Source organism: Pseudoalteromonas sp. S3431, from assembly GCF_000690035.1.
GTDB classification, from domain to species: Bacteria; Pseudomonadota; Gammaproteobacteria; order Enterobacterales; family Alteromonadaceae; genus Pseudoalteromonas; species Pseudoalteromonas fuliginea.
In genome coordinates this window covers 1-17,105 of the sequence record NZ_JJNY01000028.1, presented here as the reverse complement: position 1 = coordinate 17,105, position 17,105 = coordinate 1, and the positions used below count along the sequence as shown (strand labels likewise).

The following is a 17,105-nucleotide window of genomic DNA, read 5'->3' as shown; positions in this document are numbered from 1 at the left end:
TACAAATCAATATGCTAAAAATCGCTTAATCCGAGTTTAAGTTAAGCACCGACAATGGATCGAGGTGGATCAGAATATCGACCTCAGATTCAAACTCTTTGGTTATCAATACTTCTACTTCATCAGCCACGTTATGCGCACGAATCAAACTTAAATTGTCATCAAGCTCTAAGTGCATTTGAATAAATTTTATCTTACCGCCTTGGCGAGTACGAATGCCATGTACGCCATGTACATCAGCATGCGCTTTAGCTATTTCAAATATGCTTTGCTTTTCGTCATCTGGCAGCTCTTTATCCATTAAGTGATCGGCACTATCTCTGGCTATTTCCCAGCTGTTATAAAGTAAGTAACCCGCTACGCCAATAGCAAAAACAGGATCGGCATACAATACGCCATAGTATGCTAATAAAATAGCGAGCAACACGGCGGCATTTAAAATCAAGTCGCCTTTGTAATGTACTGAATCAGCTTTTATTGCGATTGAATCGGTGTACTTAATCACTTTATTTTGTACAAATACAATAACCAAGGTACACGCAATAGCAAAAATGCTAACCCACACGCCTAATAAAGAATGACTGAGCTGTATTGGGTTAAATAATCGCTCAATACCATGAAATGCCAGTAAACAGCCTGAACCTGCAATAAAAGCGGCTTGCCCAAGCCCTGCTATAGCTTCAGCTTTGCCGTGACCAAATCGGTGGTCATCATCAGCTGGGCGCAGCGCATAACCTAAAACTAAAAAGCTCATTGCAGTAGCCGTTATATCCATTAACGAATCGGTTAGTGAGCCAAGCATTGATGCTGAACCCGATGCAAGCCACGCCCACGTTTTTGCAGTAATCATTAAACTAACCATTATCATGGTAACAATACTAGAAGTTTTAACCCAAAATTCGTAACTGCGGTTGTGCACGTTTTTATCCGTTAATAGGTGTATTCAATAAAGAGAGTATATCATTTTTTTAAAAGGTTTCGTGTATACTGAAAATCGTTAAACTACTGATTATTTAAAAGGCTTATTATGCTGGATATCGTTTTATACCAACCTGAAATTCCTCCTAACACTGGTAATATTATTCGTCTGTGCGCAAACACAGGCTATTCACTGCATTTAATTGAGCCCTTGGGTTTTGAATGGGATGATAAACGTGTAAAACGTGCAGGCCTTGATTACCATGAATTCAGCCATGTTCAACGTCACGCTTCATTTGAGGACTACCTTGAAAAATGTAAGCCTAACAAAGTATATGCATGTACTACTAAAGGTAGCCAGTTTCATCATCAAGCAAGTTACGAAGCTGGCGATTGCCTTGTATTTGGCCCAGAAACCCGTGGCCTTCCTGATGATATGATCCAAGCCCTACCAAATGAGCAACGTGTTCGTATTCCTATGCAAGCTAATAGTCGTAGTATGAACTTGTCAAACGCCGTGGCTGTATTTGTTTATGAATCTTGGCGTCAATTGGGCTTCCCTAACGCACAATAACTAATGCACTTACTAATATTGTAAGCCAAGGTATGGCTCTTAGTTTAAATGAGCTCTAAATTAAAGCCCTTGGCTACACTATCAGCTAATATATGCAGTTATCAGAAAATACAACAAACTTAAAATGTTGAACTACAAAATTACAGCCCAGGAATAAAAGCAATAACCTATCTTCGGCTGCGTATTATCTAACCTGAACTTACTTACAATAGGCCCATTATTGGCGTGCAAATTCACCTTGCTTTCACTGCAAATCCCTTGCTATAGAAAAATAAATTAAAATATCATTATTGCTCAATATATTAGTAAATCCCTTAACCGGAATTCAGGTTATCTGTATGCATCTCATTTAAACCGCCCCAAAATAAAGACTATCCTGTATCAAATTAACATTCATTTTTTACTATACAGTTCTCATAATCATAATTATTGAACTAAGCTCAATGTCATACAATTATTTAATTACATTGAAACTCTATGAAAAAAATATTTCTTTGCTCACTTATTTTATGCTCTACATCGAGTATTGCTGCTACATCAGCGACAGTTACCTTAGCATCTGATTACTTATTCAATGGTGTAAGTCAAACTCAAGAAGACCCGGCTTTACAAGCAAGTTTTGATTGGGCCGGAGACTCGGGATTGTATGCCGGAATTTGGGGCTCTAATGTCGACTTTGGTGAAGGCACTGATATAGAAGCCGATGGCTACATTGGCTATTACACAAGCTTAGCAGACTCGATTAATCTAGATATTGGTATTGCGCAATATACTTACCATGGTGAAGATTTTAGCTCCGATTATAACTACGCTGAAACTTACGCCAAATTCAATTATGGCAACACTAACCTTAACTTTTGGTACGCATGGGATTACTTTGCTACAGGGGCTGGGCATAGCATCATTATGCTGACGCACAACGTTCCGATTAATGACGTTTTTTCAATTGATATAGGCGCCGATTACTCTATGAGTTTCGACGATGACAAGTGGGAATGGGAGCCTGGTGATGATAATTATATGCATTGGCGTATAACTGCAAACTATACTTGGAATGAGTGGAATTTTACTGCTGGTTATGAAGACACAGATTTAGAAACGTACGGTGATGCAACTTTACTAGCAACCGTTTCAAGAACATTTAACTTCTAAGGGTTTATAAATGAAAACCACATTATTCTTTCTTTTACTTACTTTTTCTAATTTTATAGCTGCTGAAACAGTTTATTTAACATCCTTGGCTTGGCCTCCTTATTCAGATAAATCATTAGAACAACAAGGAGCATCAGTCGCAGTCGCAAAAGCAGCATTTAAGGCCGAAGGACATGAGCTTATCGTAGATTTTTATCCTTGGTCACGTGCCGTTAACTCTGCTTCACAAGCAAATTCTAAGTATGTCGGCTACTTTCCAGAATATATGCATGAAACATCGGATTTTGTTTTTTCTGATGCAACAGGGACTGGACCTCTGGGGCTGCTACAAAATAACGCTAAACCAATTGCCTATTCATCGGTGGGAGACCTTAAAGGTAAACGTATTGGTGTTGTACAAGACTATGTTAATACAAAAGAACTTGATGACATGATTGCCTCTGGCACAATTAAAGGAGACGCAGCTCCTTCTGATGTATTAAATATTAAAAAAGTAGCTGCGGGGCGAATTGATGCTGCAGTAATAGACGCAAACGTACTTAAGTACTTACTGGATACCGATAAATCGCTATCAGCACTAAAAAATAAGGTAGCAATGAACACAACATTATTAGAAGATAAAAAACTATACATTGCCTTTAGAAATGATACTGAAGGGCAAAAATGGCAGAAAATCTATAATCAGGGGCTTACAAAAATAGATGTAAACACCATTATGGCAAATTATCTTAAGTAATTTGGACTTTGAATAGTAAATATATCCCAAGCAACTATTTTCAACATTAACCTCGTTGAATTTAGTTGCAACGAGCCAGCTATTAACGCGTAAATTCGCTTTGCTCTCCTAAAATACCTGGACAGAAAAATAAATGAACTATCGTTCAAAACGTTATCAACAACTTTAACCAGAGTTCCGATTAAGTAAGGAGATATTTTGACTCGTTCAATTCTATTTAGGCTGGTTATTACTACATTAAGCGCTATGGTTTTTGTTTTACTTTGCTTTGGTGTTTATGATTACACCGCACAAAGCAATCAATTAAAGCTAAAGCTTGATACTGAAATCAATCTTGCAAAAGAGCGTATTGGACTGTCACTACCCAATGCGATGTGGAACTTCCAAGATGAATTAGCCAAAAAGCTAATAAATGCCGAAGTTGCATCCCAAAATATATCCAAAATAGTAGTATACGATACGAATGGAGAGGTATTCGTTGAAACAGATGGTGCAGAAACACCATCAATGACACAAACTGAGTTATTCTACGATGATGCAGGAACGCAAAATAAAGTAGGCAAAATTAATCTTTATATTGAGTTTAGTCATATTGAGGCTGTGCTACTTGAACTGGCTATTTTTTCGGTTATAGAAATATTACTACTCGTCACTATTTTAGCTGGAGTTTTAATCTATATTTTCAAAAAATTAGTTGCTCAACCATTATCTGAAGTGGCTGAAAAAATGGCAACCATTGCCAATGGCGATGGTGATTTAACACAAGAGATAATTGTTCGTCGCAACGACGAAATAGGCCAACTCGCGGCTTCATTCAACCAATTTGAACACAAAATTGCTGAGCTTATTAACGGTGTGAAACTATCAGTAGAGGATTCCTTTAACGTTGCTGGGAGTATTTCTAATGTTAGCAGCGAAGGTGTTCACTATTTAACAGAACAACAATCAGAAACAGACCAGATAGCAACTGCAATTACGCAAATGGCATCGTCTGCGGTAGAAATTGAAAATAATGCCAAATTAACGCTAAGCTCCGCCGAAACAGCAAATATAGATGCAAAAAAAGTTCATGATGCATTCCTAAGCTCTATAAATTCAATAGAGAACTTGGTGGGACAATTAGATGAAGCATCAACGGTAATTGCTAGTCTTGAAAATAGCGTGCAAGATATTGTATCTATGCTGGATGTTATTCAAGCGATAGCTGAACAAACCAATTTGCTAGCATTAAATGCCGCTATTGAAGCAGCCAGAGCTGGTGAGCAAGGCCGTGGATTTGCTGTTGTTGCTGATGAAGTACGCTCTTTAGCAAGTAGAACACAAACGAGTACAGCTGAAATTCATGAAACAATTAACAAATTACAACAAGGCTCACAATCTGCTGTTAATGTTATGGGCTTAAGTAAAAGTATGAGTCAAGAAAGCATGAGTGCTGCAAATGCAGCCAGTGAATTAATAGAAAATATATCTGAAGTAATAGAATCTATTACACATATGTCGAGTCACATCTCTAGTGCTGTATCAGAGCAGAGCACTGTTGCTGAAGATCTAAGTAAAAATATCAATGAAGTTGTCAGTGCTGGTCAAAACAGCATGGGGAAAATTGAACAAGTTCAAACATATTCAGAAGATATGAAAACACTCGCTCTTAAACTGAAAAAATCAGTAACTGTTTTTAAAACGTAAAGAAAATAAGCCTTTCAGATATTAGCTAAAAGGCTTATTTTTTATTCCGACTTTTGCTCTCGGCCTAATAGCGCCATAGCTGCATCTTTCATGTCTTTATTTTCATAAAGAACTTTATAAATTTGTTCAGTAATTGGCATTTCCACACCAGTGCGCTGCGCTAACAAATACACTTCTTTAGTATTTCTAAAGCCTTCAACAACTTGGCCAATTGACTTAATAGCAGCATCTACACTTTCGCCTTTACCCAGCGCTAAACCAAATCGACGATTACGTGATTGGTTATCTGTACAGGTTAGTATTAAATCACCAAGGCCTGCCATTCCCATAAAGGTTTCTGGCTTTGCGCCAAGAGCACAACCTAGACGAGTAAGTTCGGCAAGTCCTCTCGTTATGAGCGCTGTACGTGCATTTGCACCAAAGCCTACGCCATCCGAAATACCGGCACCAATTGCAATTACATTTTTAACCGCACCACCAAGTTGAATGCCAATAAAGTCATCATTGTTATACACTCGGAATGAGCGACCACAATGAAGTAAGTCCGCAAGCTGCTGGGCAAATTCAGGCGACGTAGAAGACACAGAAATAGCCGTAGGTGAACCCATCGCCATTTCTTTTGCAAATGTAGGACCCGAAAGTACCGCAAGTGGAATATCATCTCCCAATTCTTGCAGTGCAACTTCTTGCAACAAGCGCCCAGTATTAGGCTCAAGCCCTTTGGTAGCCCATGCTACTTTTGCGCCTTTTTGTAATGCTGGTTTGATTTGCTGAAGTGTATCGCCAAAAGCATGGCTTGGCACAACAACAAGTACAATAGCGCTGCTAGCAACGGCACGTTGTAAGTTGGCTTCAAGAGTAAGGGTGTCAGGAAAAGGGGCATCTGGTAAGTAACGTTGATTTTTCCGCTCAGCTGCAAGCGTGGCAACGTCGTCGCTATTTCTTCCCCAAAGCGTCACGTTGTGACCATTTCGGGCTAAACAAATAGCAAGGGCGGTGCCGTAAGACCCCGCCCCTAATACAGTAACAGCTGTAGTTGCTGTACTCATAAGTTATGCGTCTGCTGTAACCTGGTCAGCTGGCGCAGTACGTTGTTGCATGTACTGTGCAAATAACGCATCAAAATTTACTGGCGCAAGATTAAGCTGTGGGAATGTACCACGGTTAACAAGGTTTGATACAGCCTCACGTGCATATGGAAATAACACGTTAGGGCAAAATGCACCTAGCATATGTGCAAGTTGCACTTCTTCAACATCAGCAATAGTAAAAATACCCGCTTGTTGAATTTCACATAAAAACGCAGTTTCTTCACCAAGCGAAGCTGTTACTGTCAATGCCAAAACAACTTCAAATACACCCTCATCTAACTTGTTAGAACGTGTATCTAAATCTAACTTAACTTCTGGCGTCCATTCTTTTTGAAAAATAGCCGGAGAGTTTGGTGTTTCAAACGACACATCTTTAGTGTAAATACGCTGAATAGTAAATTGTGCGCCGGCTTCTGCAGCTGCTACGTTTTGAGTTTCTTCGTTCATTGTTATTCCTAACTTGTTCGTTATTATAATTAAATTAAGCGTTTAGCTTGGCGTCAAGTTTACCTTGCGCTTCAATAGCCATCATGTCGTCGCAGCCACCGATATGTTCATCATTAATAAAAATTTGCGGTACTGTGCTTGCACCACCTGCTTTGGCAATCATTTCATCGCGTAGCTCAGGCTGTACACCAATATCATAATTTGTGTATTCAACGCCTTTGCTGTTTAAAAGCGAAAGAGCACGCTGACAAAATGGACAATACGCCTTGGTGTATAAAACAACATTACTCATAATAAATCCTCTATCGGCCTAGCTAAACTGATTAGCGACCTGTTGTAGTTGGTAAGCTAGCAGATTGCCACGCACCCATGCCACCGGCTAATAAGTATACTCGTTCAAAACCAGCTTTACTCATAGCGGCTGCAGTACCTTGGGCAGTCATACCTGTAGTACATACAACTATAATGGGTTTAGTCTTGTACTTTTCAAGGCTTGAAAAGTCAGATTTTTTCGCATTCTCTGGGCTTAAGTGCTCAGCACCAGAAATACGCCCTGCATTAAACTCTTTTTGCGCACGTATATCGATTACTTGACCGTCATCACGGTTAATAAGTAACGTAAGCTGCTGAGGATTTATTTGACGAACAGCTGAAAACTTACTTTTTATCCAGCCACTAACAATAAGAAATACAATACCCACCCAAGCAAGGCTTAAAATTGGGTGATTGGTGATAAATTCAATATATTGATCCATTCGACTTCCACTATAAATTACATCCTAAAACGTAGTGTTTTAGATATTTTAGACTTTAGCCACGCAAGTATACCCAAACCAACTTAAAATGCGAGTTTAGACGTTGTTTAAAAGTACATAAAACGCCCCATATATACCTTATCTAAGTGTGTGTTTACGTTTTTCAGCAGAGTGAAAAAAATTAATATGCGGCTTTGCATGCTGACCCTAGTTACAAAACACGGTATGCTAAAGCCAAACAGGTGCTAACTTTTAGGAGTGACTATGACAGAACATAAAAAACCACTGGTATTAATGATTTTAGACGGTTGGGGGTATCGCGAAGATGAGCAAAGTAATGCTATTTTGGCGGCAAACACGCCAGTACTAGACAACTTATGGGCTACACGCCCTCATACATTAATTTCAGCTTCGGGCTTTGATGTTGGTCTTCCTGATGGGCAAATGGGCAACTCTGAAGTTGGCCATGTAAACTTAGGGGCTGGACGAGTAGTTTATCAAGACTTTACTCGTATCACCAAAGCCATTAATGATGGCGAATTTGATTCAACACCTGCACTTGTTGAAAATATAGATAAAGCTGTGAAAGCAGGTAAAGCCGTTCATATTATAGGCCTATTGAGCCCCGGCGGTGTGCACAGCCACGAAGATCATATCGTTGCAAGTATTGAACTTGCTGCTAAACGTGGTGCTAAAGAAGTCTATTTTCACGCGTTTTTAGATGGCCGTGACACACCACCACGTAGCGCTAAAGCGTCTATTGAACGTATTGAAGCATTATTTAGCGAGCTTAAATGCGGTCGTTTGGCTTCATTAATTGGCCGTTACTACGCCATGGACCGAGATAATCGCTGGAATCGTGTAGAGAAAGCCTATAACGTAATGACTCTTGCCGAGGGTGATTTTAATTACGATAACGGCGTAATAGCACTTGAAGCTGCATATGAGCGCGACGAAAACGACGAATTTGTAGCTGCCACTACAATTACCCCTGCAGGCGCGACACCAGCAACAATAAATGATGGCGATACTATTATATTTGCTAATTTTAGAGCAGATAGAGCCCGCGAAATTACACGTGCATTTGTTGAACCTGATTTTGATGGGTTTACTAAAAAAAGAACGCCTGAGCTTAGTGCTTTTGTAATGATGACAGAATACGCAGCCGACATTAACGCACCAGTGGCATTTGGTCCTACGCCTTTAGTTAATGTTTTAGGTGAATGGTTTGAAAAAAATGGTAAAACTCAACTACGTATTTCTGAAACCGAAAAGTACGCACACGTTACGTTTTTCTTTAGTGGCGGGCGCGAAAGTGAATTTGAAGGCGAAACACGCGAACTAATTCCTTCGCCGCAAGTAGCAACGTACGATTTACAACCAGAAATGAATTCAGAAATGTTAACCGACAAGCTGGTAGCTGCAATAAAAAGCGGTAAATACGATGCTATTATTTGCAACTACCCTAACGGCGATATGGTTGGTCATTCTGGTGTATTTGAGGCTGCTGTTAAAGCCTGTGAAGCTGTAGATAGCTGCATTGGACGTGTTATTGATGCGCTAGAAGAGTTTGGTGGTGAAGCGTTAATAACAGCTGACCATGGTAATGCTGAGCAAATGGCTGATCTCAAAACAGGCCAAGCACATACCGCCCACACTAGCGAACCGGTGCATTTTATTTATGTTGGTCGCGATGCAGAGCCAATGCAAGGTAAAGCCTTAAGTGATGTAGCCCCAACAATGCTTCACTTAATGGGTATGGAGCAACCAAGAGAAATGACTGGTACGCCTATCATGATGTTGAAATAAAATGAATAAACGTATTAACCGGTTAATTAAGTGCGGCTTAATACTTACTTCGTTAGCGGCTGCACCTGCAGTCGCTAACGAAGATCGCACTAAAAAAGATTTATCCGAAGTACAAAACGCGCTTGAACAAAATCAAGCGCAATATAATGAACAACGAAAAAAAATAGCAAAACTACAAAAAAATCTCAAAAGTCATGAGCTCAACATAGCAAAAAATGCTAAAGCGCTTAATATGGCTGAGCAATCGGTTAAAAAAAACCAACAGCAGCAAAAACTGCAACAACAAAAAGCAGAACAACTTGATCAAAAACACGCCCTATTTCAGCGCATTTTAGCCGCGCAATTAAAAAGTGCCTATATGGCTGGCGGCGATGACTACTCTAAAATGATTTTGAACCAAGAAGACACAGCAAAATTTGAGCGCACTCTCAGTTATTACAATTACTTAAATAAAGCCAGGATAGAGCAAATTGAAGACCTAAAAGCCCTTCAAGAGGAAATAGCTTCTAATCAGATAGAGCTGGCTAAAACAAAACAAAGGTTAATCGCTTTACATGACGAGCAAAAAAGGCGTCAAACTGCTTTGCTTAACGCTCAAAGTGAACGCCAAGCAAATCTTAAAAACTTACAAGCTCAGCTCACAAGTACCAAAAGCTCTATTAATTACCTTAAAGAAAACCAACAAACTTTAATTACAACCATTGAAGAGCTTGAAAAAGAGAAAACGCAAAAGATCGAATTACTCGGCCTAAATAAAAGTAAGGGTAAACTAAATTGGCCGACCAGAGGTAAGTTAGAACACACCTTTGGCCAGCGTAAGCATGGCGGTATTGATTGGAAAGGCGTGTTAATTGGTGCAAAAGAAGGCGTGAATGTTAATAGCGTGCACAATGGCCAAGTTGTATTTGCCGATTGGCTAAAAGGTTATGGCTGGGTGATCGTTGTTGATCATGGTGAAGGCTTTATGAGTTTATACGGCCATGCACAGACACTCCTCAGAGATGTTGGCGATATGGTTAGAGAAGGTGAAACTTTAGCTTTAGTTGGCCAAAGCGGCGGACAAGCAAGTTCTGGTCTATACTTTGAAATACGCCACAAAGGACGCGCAGTAAATCCTGTAAAATGGTGCAGACGTATTTAATTGAATAAACCGCTGCACCGCTCTGGAGCAGCTGATGAAAAACAAAACCCCAACGACATTCTACGAAAAAAAACAAAACACAGGTTTCATTTTAAGCCTGTGTTTACTTGTCTTTATTTTCTTTATCAATAGCGCCTCTGCCAGCTCAGTAAAACAATTGAAGAGGCAACAAATAGACGAAATTTTATTTAATATTCATGCTTATTATGTTGATGACTTAGAATTACAAAATAGCATGCATATAAAATACAACAATCATCAATTTGAACGCTTATATTCAAAGCTCGATCCTTATTCTAAATACCTCGACGAGCATGAACTCACTGCGTTATTTGACAACACAAACGGTCGTTACACAGGCCTTGGTATTGAAGTTAAAAATATTGACGAGCAAATGACTATTATCGATGTTGTTAATAACTCTCCGGCCAAAAATGCAGGGATTTTACCTAACGATATTATAATTAGTATTAATAACCATACTGTTGCAACACTTACAATTGACCAAGTAGCTGCTTTAATAAGGGACAGTAAGTTTGCAAGCATTCACTTAACAGTGCAACGTAATACAAATAAAACCCATATACCTTTTGATGTTACCCGCACCCAAATAGATTTAGAAAGTGTAACCAGTCAGCTTTTAGATACCGGCACTGGCTATTTAGCTATCAATAGCTTTTCCAATCACACACTACATGAGGTAGCAATACAAGTTGCAGCCATGCAAAATCACTATGGTTACCCACTCAAAGGACTGGTCATCGATTTACGCGACAATCCTGGTGGCACCTTAAAAAGTGCTGTGGCAGTATCAGACCTGTTTTTACAAAGCGGCACTATTGTAACCACTAAGGGGCGTTTTTTTGATGCAAATCAAGCCTTTTACGCCAAGCACGGTGATGTGTTAAAAGGTGCACCAATTGTGGTACTCATAAATGAAAACTCGGCTTCAGCAGCTGAAATTTTAGCGGCTGCTTTAAAAGATAATAATCGTGCAAAGATTGTAGGAAGCCAGTCATTCGGTAAAGGCTCTGTTCAATCTCTCATCCCATTAGGTGACGGTAATACAGCCTTAAAACTGACTACAGCAAAATACTTTACGCCTTCAGGTAAATCAATTGATGGTGTAGGAATAACGCCCGATGTGGCGATTAATCAAACAAACCTTTCACAAAACAATAAAGCCGTTATAATAAAAAACGAACAGACTAAAGGTACTCAGCAATTACTTTCAAGTAATTTGGCTGATTTACAATTAGTTAAAGCAAAACAGTTGCTCAGTATGCAATAACATTCGCTTTATTTAGAGCAACTTACTGAGCTTAATAAGATAATAAAAATTATAAATTTGAAAACTATTAACGCAAGCATTACAACGTGGCTTTTATTAGTCACTTGCTTTGTCTCTTTTGATGTTAAAGCGAAGCAAATAGCAATCGTAATTGACGATATAGGCTACCATCAAAGAGATTTAGAGTTCTTAACCTTACCAGGGCAATTGTCATATTCAATTTTGCCTCACACCCCCTATTCGCAAGCTTTTGCTTCGCTAGCGAGTCAGTCAAATAAAGAGCTATTACTTCATGTGCCCATGCAGGCGCTAAATGGGAAAAAACTAGGCCCCGGCGCGCTTACATTAAGTATGAGTAAAGAGCAGCTCCAGCAAACTCTAGGCACTGCCTTAGCTAGTCTGCCACAAGTTAAGGGCGTTAATAATCATATGGGCTCAGCACTAACACAACAAAGCCAAGCTATGAAATGGACAATGGAAGTGCTTAAAAAACGCCATTTATACTTTTTAGATAGTCGTACCACAGATTTAAGCCAAGCTCAAAATGCGGCAAACTTTTTAGGTGTTGCTAATATTAGCCGCCAAGTATTTTTAGACAACATTATCACCCCCGAGCAATTGCAGTTAAGGTTTGATGAATTAAAACAGCAAGCAACCGATCACAATTTTGCCATTGCTATCGCCCACCCTTATCCTGAAACTATTGATTTTTTACGTGAAGCGTTACCACAGTTAATAGATCAAGGCTTTGAACTTGTGCCGGTTTCGCAGCTGGTTGAGCGTAAATACATTCAGTTGGCGCAGGCTGAGGGCAAAGGGGTTAGTGCTCGATGATATGTACTTTAATAAGGAAATTATATGTATAGCAAACATGAAAAATAACTAATTTTTTTCCTTGCTGATTATTTTCTGAATCATGGTAAAGAAATACAAACAATTAAACTCCATAGCCAAAGCTTTTACTCTGAAGCTTCAATTAACAAGCTACGTAATTTTCATTTAATAAATTTTATTGTTGCTGAAGTTATAGAGATTTCACCTACCATGATTTCTGAAAGAGAAAAATTAAAAGCCCCACCCAACTATTTTCAAACTTCAAAAGTATGGTGGTTTAGTAAACCTTGGGCTGTCGCGTTAACTACATTAATTATAATTTTACCAGCCATAAAAACATATATAGATATTCTCAGTTACTTATTTAAAGTAGAACCGGTTATCAATTTTAGCACTAGGCAGGTGAAAGCTTACGGCCGTAAACAAAAAAGCCCCGCATTTTCATGCAGGGCTTTTTAAATTTTGCTGCTTGAGCTGTGTTTAGCTCATAGCGCTTTGTAACTTTTTCATCGCTGTTTTTTCAAGCTGACGAACACGTTCGGCTGATACACTGTACTTTTGTGCCAGCTCTTGAAGAGTCGCCTTATCATCAGACAACCAACGTGCGCTAACAATATCTTGCGAGCGTTCATCAAGTGTTTTAAGTGCGCTAAATAAACGCGTATGCGCCTGCTCTTTCCACTGTTGTTGTTCAACGTCGTCAGCCAGATCAGCTGCACCATCCGTTAAATATTGTACTGGAGAGTAAGTACTTGTTGGTGCGTTATCATCGTCGTCACCTGTCAAGTCGAAGCCCATGTCTTGGCCGCTCATACGCGATTCCATTTCACGAACTTCCTTTTCACTCACACCTAACTCGCTCGCAACAGTGCTAACTTCTGCTTGGTTAAACCAACCTAAACGCTTTTTATTTTTGCGAAGATTAAAAAACAATTTACGTTGTGCTTTAGTTGTCGCAACTTTAACTATGCGCCAATTTTTAAGCACAAACTCATGAATTTCTGCTTTAATCCAATGAACTGCAAACGATACTAAACGAACTCCCACTGTAGGGTCGAAACGCTTTACCGCTTTCATCAGGCCTATATTGCCCTCTTGGATTAAGTCTGCTTGTGGTAAACCATAGCCCGAGTAGCTTTTAGCAATATGTGCTACAAAGCGTAAATGCGACATAATGAGTTGCTTGGCAGCACTAAGATCGCCTTCTTCCTGAAGCCTTTTAGCAAGCTCTTGTTCTTGTTCAACCTTAAGCATAGGAATAGTGCTTACCGCTTGAAGGTAACCGTCCATGCTTGCGCTTTGTTGTCCGACTGTAAGTGCCATTGCGTATAAATCTTTACTCATTTTTCACCTCGGTGATAAACATTTGAAACCATCTTAGCACTCTTTAACCAAGAGTGCTAACCCCAATTTAAAACTTTTTTTAATCATAAATCAAGAGGTTTTTTTGCGTTATTTAAGTCTACTATAAGCGGCTGAATAAGTTATGAATTAAAGGGATGCAAGAGGTTCACCTCATCGCAGCACCTCATTTATAACTTATTACCTTGAGGAGAATAGTACACAAACATGACAGTTTTAATAAAGGAGGTACTACCCAACCCGATAGCATACGCATACCGAGCAGGGTTAGTTCACTTATATGGTACATAAGCATCGAACGACTAATAGATTCGAATTATACTTTGTCGGGTTCTATTTCTTTAATGTATCGATTTACAGAAAGATACGAACCAATAAAGCCCAAGCTTGTTGCAAGTAAAACTAACAGGCCAAACTCTTTTAATGTTAAACCAATTAACGAAAAACTTGTTTGGTAAACACCCGCTACACTACTAACAGCAGAAGATAGCCACCACATCATTAAAGCAACCGATATGAAGGCAAATAGCCCACCGATAACACCATACCAAATACCCGTCCATAAAAATGGTGCATGAATAAATGTATTAGTAGCCCCAACTAATTTCATTACTTGTATTTCTTCTTTTTTATCCATAATAGATAAACGAATAGTATTACCAATAATAAGCGTGACTGAAGTAAGTAACAGTAGCGTGATCGTTATTACACTCTCTTTTAACAAACTCAACAATGCATTTAAACGTTCTAACCATGCTATATCGAGCTTACCAAAATCAACCTCACGCTCAGCTTCCAGCTTAGTTAAAAGAGCTCTAGCTGCATTAGGCTGACGATCACGCTTAGTTGGCGTGACCAACACAACATCAGGAAGTGGGTTACTATCTAAGTACTCTAATGCTTGCCCAAACCCCGAGACACTTTTAAACTCTGTAAGTGCTTGCTGCTTTGAAATAAATGCCACGCTCTCAACTTCGGGATACAGTGCTAAACGTTTCACCAAAGTTTGTGTTTGTTGCTCGCTCATCGTCTCTTTTACAAACAAAGATATTTCGCTTGCTTCTTCAAACCCGCTACTGACTTGTTGAACATTTTTAACCACTAAATAAAGTGTTGCTGGTAGCGTTAAACTCAAACCTAGTACAGCAATTGTCATCATCGAAGCTAAAGGCGTACGCCACATTTCACCAAGGCTGTGTATTCCTTGACGAAAAATATTAATAATAAAAAAATAACCGCCAGCTAATATAGATTTTTTTTGCTTTTCGTTTTTATTTTGGCGTCCCTTAAATAGTAAGCTCATAAAACCTCCTGCGCTAAGGGGTCTTGAAGCATTCGCCCGTCTTTTAAAGTTAAGCTTCTATATCTCATACGCGCAACCAAGCCCAAATCATGAGTAGCAATAAGCACGGTTGTACCGTGTTTATTAAAATCTTCAAATAATCGTAAAATTTCCATCGAAAGTTCAGGGTCAAGGTTACCTGTAGGCTCATCGGCCAATAAAATTGGTGGCGAGTTAACTATCGCGCGAGCAATACCTACGCGCTGTTGTTCGCCGCCAGAAAGCATAGACGGGTGGCACTTCACTTTATCAATTAAGCCCACTTTATCGAGCGCCCCATGAACCCGCTTTGCAATTTGATTATGATGAGTACCCTCAATAATTAATGGCAATGCCACATTATCAAATACAGTATGGCGCTCTAATAAGCGATGATTCTGAAAAATAATACCAATGTCACGACGGGCATAGGGAATTTGACGCGAGTTAACCTTATTTAAATCAACACCGTTGATAAACACGTTACCCGCAGATGGGCGCTCCATTAAGCTAATTAACTTTAATAACGTACTTTTACCTGCACCACTGTGACCAGTTAAAAATGCAAGTTCGCCCGGCTTAATATGAAAATTAACTTTTTCAAGGGCCCGATGCCCTCCTGGGTAGGTTTTACTTACTTGCTGAAAATTTATCATTTTTTATTATGCCAACCTCATCATAAACACGAATGCAATTGGTATTCCTCGCAATTAAAAAGGGAGCAAGCTCCCTCTTAGTAAATTAAACGTCGTCCTCATCTTGGCTAAATAACGCATCAATAAAGTCATCACTCTTAAATGTACGTAAATCATCGATACTTTCGCCAACACCAATATAACGAATTGGAATATTAAACTTATCAGCCACCGCAAAAATAACACCACCTTTTGCAGTTCCATCAAGTTTAGAAAGGGTAATACCAGTTAAGCCTACACACTGATTAAACAAATTCACTTGGCTAATCGCATTTTGCCCTGTGCCTGCGTCAATCGTTAACATCACTTCATGCGGCGCATCAGGGTCAATTTTTTTCATTACACGTGCTATTTTTTCAAGCTCTTGCATTAAATTATCTTTATTTTGCAAGCGCCCAGCTGTATCGGCGATTAATACATCCACTTTACGAGCTTTCGCGGCTTGAAATGCGTCAAAAACAACTGAAGCACTATCAGCGCCAGTGTGTTGTGCAATAACAGGAATACTATTGCGCTCACCCCATACTTGAAGTTGCTCAACAGCAGCCGCTCTAAACGTATCACCAGCAGCCAACATAACCGACTTACCTTCGTTTTGAAATTGCTTAGCCAGTTTACCAATAGTCGTGGTTTTACCTACACCATTCACACCCACCATCAGTATTACGAATGGTTTTTTATCAGTTGGTATCACTAAAGGCTGCTCTGCAGTTTTAAGCATAGTGGCCATTTCTTGTTTCATTAGCTCGTAAAGTGCATCGCCATCTTTTAACTGTTTACGATTAGCCCCATCTGTTAATCGATCGATTAACTTCATGGTTGTATCAACGCCCAAATCGGCAGTTAATAGCTGGGTTTCCAGCTCTTCAAATAAATCGTCATCAATTTTTTTGCCGCTAAATATAGATGCAAATCCAGATCCAATATTAACGCGAGTTTTTAATAAGCCTTTTTTAAGGCGAGAAAAAAAACCTTCTTTTTTGGGTTTATCTTCTTTCTCCGCTTTAAGTTTTTCAGCCTCAATACTCGCTTGCTCTAAACGCTCACTTTCAACTTTTTCAGCCGCAACTCGCGCTTGTTCTAGACGATCGCTTTCAGCTTGTTCAGCTGCAACACGCGCCAGCTCTAAGCGCTCGTTTTCAGTTTTTTCAGCCGCAACACGCGCCAGCTCTAAACGCTCGCTTTCAGCTTGTTCTGCCTCAACACGCGCTTGCTCTAAACGCTCGTTTTCAGCTTTTTCAGCCTCAATACGCGCTTGCTCTAAACGATCGCTTTCAGCTTTTTCAGCCTCAA

The 17,105-nt window shown here is 39.5% G+C and carries 17 protein-coding genes; 8 read left to right on the top strand and 9 right to left on the bottom strand.

Annotation, left to right across the window (positions count from 1 at the left end; genetic code table 11):
* Nucleotides 1-25: 25 nt before the first annotated feature.
* Nucleotides 26-868, bottom strand: coding sequence for a cation diffusion facilitator family transporter (locus DO88_RS12080; protein ID WP_081824583.1), 843 nt, complete (start codon nucleotides 866-868; stop codon nucleotides 26-28).
* Nucleotides 869-1,027: 159 nt separating this feature from the next.
* Between DO88_RS12080 and trmL the strand changes: the two genes are divergently transcribed.
* The 4 genes from trmL (at nucleotide 1,028) to DO88_RS12100 (ending at nucleotide 5,066) form a co-directional block, all read left to right on the top strand.
* Entirely contained in the window at nucleotides 1,028-1,492 is a 465-nt protein-coding gene (trmL, locus tag DO88_RS12085; RefSeq protein ID WP_033031055.1) for a tRNA (uridine(34)/cytosine(34)/5-carboxymethylaminomethyluridine(34)-2'-O)-methyltransferase TrmL, read from the top strand.
* A 477-nt stretch (nucleotides 1,493-1,969) separates the two neighbouring features.
* The gene (locus DO88_RS12090) at nucleotides 1,970-2,644 is read left to right on the top strand and encodes a TorF family putative porin (RefSeq protein WP_033031053.1); all 675 of its coding nucleotides are present in this window, start codon (nucleotides 1,970-1,972) and stop codon (nucleotides 2,642-2,644) included.
* Nucleotides 2,645-2,654: 10 nt separating this feature from the next.
* Nucleotides 2,655-3,380: a substrate-binding periplasmic protein gene (locus DO88_RS12095; RefSeq protein WP_007376041.1), complete on the top strand. Its 726-nt coding sequence runs from the start codon at nucleotides 2,655-2,657 to the stop codon at nucleotides 3,378-3,380.
* Nucleotides 3,381-3,578: 198 nt separating this feature from the next.
* Entirely contained in the window at nucleotides 3,579-5,066 is a 1,488-nt protein-coding gene (locus DO88_RS12100; protein WP_007376040.1) for a methyl-accepting chemotaxis protein, read from the top strand.
* Nucleotides 5,067-5,107: 41 nt separating this feature from the next.
* Here DO88_RS12100 and gpsA read toward each other — a convergent pair whose 3' ends face one another.
* From gpsA to DO88_RS12120, 4 genes are read right to left on the bottom strand one after another with little or no spacing between them, the layout of a single operon-like run.
* Complete coding sequence (gene gpsA, locus DO88_RS12105; protein WP_033038644.1) at nucleotides 5,108-6,115, bottom strand: NAD(P)H-dependent glycerol-3-phosphate dehydrogenase; 1,008 nt, start codon at nucleotides 6,113-6,115, stop codon at nucleotides 5,108-5,110.
* A gap of 3 nt (nucleotides 6,116-6,118) precedes the next feature.
* Nucleotides 6,119-6,604, bottom strand: coding sequence for a protein-export chaperone SecB (gene secB, locus DO88_RS12110; protein ID WP_007376038.1), 486 nt, complete (start codon nucleotides 6,602-6,604; stop codon nucleotides 6,119-6,121).
* A gap of 34 nt (nucleotides 6,605-6,638) precedes the next feature.
* Nucleotides 6,639-6,896 (bottom strand): glutaredoxin 3, encoded by a 258-nt coding sequence (gene grxC / locus DO88_RS12115; RefSeq protein WP_002957783.1) that lies wholly within the window; start codon nucleotides 6,894-6,896, stop codon nucleotides 6,639-6,641.
* A gap of 31 nt (nucleotides 6,897-6,927) precedes the next feature.
* A complete protein-coding gene (locus DO88_RS12120) occupies nucleotides 6,928-7,359 on the bottom strand; it encodes a rhodanese-like domain-containing protein (RefSeq protein ID WP_007376037.1) in 432 nt (143 codons plus the stop codon).
* A gap of 264 nt (nucleotides 7,360-7,623) precedes the next feature.
* On the opposite strand from DO88_RS12120, the gene gpmM reads away from it, so the two are divergent.
* From gpmM to DO88_RS12140, 4 genes are all read left to right on the top strand, one after another.
* Complete coding sequence (gene gpmM / locus DO88_RS12125) at nucleotides 7,624-9,168, top strand: 2,3-bisphosphoglycerate-independent phosphoglycerate mutase (RefSeq protein ID WP_033038643.1); 1,545 nt, start codon at nucleotides 7,624-7,626, stop codon at nucleotides 9,166-9,168.
* Nucleotide 9,169: 1 nt separating this feature from the next.
* Nucleotides 9,170-10,309: a murein hydrolase activator EnvC family protein gene (locus DO88_RS12130; RefSeq protein WP_008136785.1), complete on the top strand. Its 1,140-nt coding sequence runs from the start codon at nucleotides 9,170-9,172 to the stop codon at nucleotides 10,307-10,309.
* A gap of 34 nt (nucleotides 10,310-10,343) precedes the next feature.
* On the top strand, nucleotides 10,344-11,600 hold the full coding sequence (locus tag DO88_RS12135) for a S41 family peptidase (RefSeq protein ID WP_007376034.1): 1,257 nt from the start codon (nucleotides 10,344-10,346) through the stop codon (nucleotides 11,598-11,600).
* Between the two features lie 66 nt (nucleotides 11,601-11,666).
* Nucleotides 11,667-12,434 (top strand): divergent polysaccharide deacetylase family protein, encoded by a 768-nt coding sequence (locus DO88_RS12140; RefSeq protein WP_442960139.1) that lies wholly within the window; start codon nucleotides 11,667-11,669, stop codon nucleotides 12,432-12,434.
* A 480-nt stretch (nucleotides 12,435-12,914) separates the two neighbouring features.
* Here the strand turns inward: DO88_RS12140 and rpoH are convergent, their stop codons facing one another.
* The 4 genes from rpoH to ftsY all read right to left on the bottom strand — a co-directional run.
* Nucleotides 12,915-13,778: an RNA polymerase sigma factor RpoH gene (gene rpoH, locus DO88_RS12150; RefSeq protein ID WP_007376032.1), complete on the bottom strand. Its 864-nt coding sequence runs from the start codon at nucleotides 13,776-13,778 to the stop codon at nucleotides 12,915-12,917.
* Nucleotides 13,779-14,112: 334 nt separating this feature from the next.
* A complete protein-coding gene (gene ftsX, locus DO88_RS12155) occupies nucleotides 14,113-15,099 on the bottom strand; it encodes a permease-like cell division protein FtsX (protein ID WP_007376031.1) in 987 nt (328 codons plus the stop codon).
* The gene (ftsE, locus tag DO88_RS12160; protein WP_007376030.1) at nucleotides 15,096-15,773 is read right to left on the bottom strand and encodes a cell division ATP-binding protein FtsE; all 678 of its coding nucleotides are present in this window, start codon (nucleotides 15,771-15,773) and stop codon (nucleotides 15,096-15,098) included. The genes ftsX and ftsE overlap by 4 nt, the downstream gene beginning before the upstream one ends.
* Nucleotides 15,774-15,858: 85 nt before the next feature.
* On the bottom strand, nucleotides 15,859-17,105 hold a 1,247-nt coding region (ftsY, locus tag DO88_RS12165; protein WP_033038640.1), incomplete at its 5' end, for a signal recognition particle-docking protein FtsY.

Coding starts and splice junctions, on each gene's coding strand:
- DO88_RS12080 (WP_081824583.1), bottom strand. CDS start 868: ATGATAATGGTTAGTTTAATGATTACTGCAAAAACGTGGGCGTGGCTT.
- trmL (WP_033031055.1), top strand. CDS start 1,028: ATGCTGGATATCGTTTTATACCAACCTGAAATTCCTCCTAACACTGGT.
- DO88_RS12090 (WP_033031053.1), top strand. CDS start 1,970: ATGAAAAAAATATTTCTTTGCTCACTTATTTTATGCTCTACATCGAGT.
- DO88_RS12095 (WP_007376041.1), top strand. CDS start 2,655: ATGAAAACCACATTATTCTTTCTTTTACTTACTTTTTCTAATTTTATA.
- gpsA (WP_033038644.1), bottom strand. CDS start 6,115: ATGAGTACAGCAACTACAGCTGTTACTGTATTAGGGGCGGGGTCTTAC.
- secB (WP_007376038.1), bottom strand. CDS start 6,604: ATGAACGAAGAAACTCAAAACGTAGCAGCTGCAGAAGCCGGCGCACAA.
- grxC (WP_002957783.1), bottom strand. CDS start 6,896: ATGAGTAATGTTGTTTTATACACCAAGGCGTATTGTCCATTTTGTCAG.
- DO88_RS12120 (WP_007376037.1), bottom strand. CDS start 7,359: ATGGATCAATATATTGAATTTATCACCAATCACCCAATTTTAAGCCTT.
- gpmM (WP_033038643.1), top strand. CDS start 7,624: ATGACAGAACATAAAAAACCACTGGTATTAATGATTTTAGACGGTTGG.
- DO88_RS12130 (WP_008136785.1), top strand. CDS start 9,170: ATGAATAAACGTATTAACCGGTTAATTAAGTGCGGCTTAATACTTACT.
- DO88_RS12135 (WP_007376034.1), top strand. CDS start 10,344: ATGAAAAACAAAACCCCAACGACATTCTACGAAAAAAAACAAAACACA.
- rpoH (WP_007376032.1), bottom strand. CDS start 13,778: ATGAGTAAAGATTTATACGCAATGGCACTTACAGTCGGACAACAAAGC.
- ftsX (WP_007376031.1), bottom strand. CDS start 15,099: ATGAGCTTACTATTTAAGGGACGCCAAAATAAAAACGAAAAGCAAAAA.
- ftsE (WP_007376030.1), bottom strand. CDS start 15,773: ATGATAAATTTTCAGCAAGTAAGTAAAACCTACCCAGGAGGGCATCGG.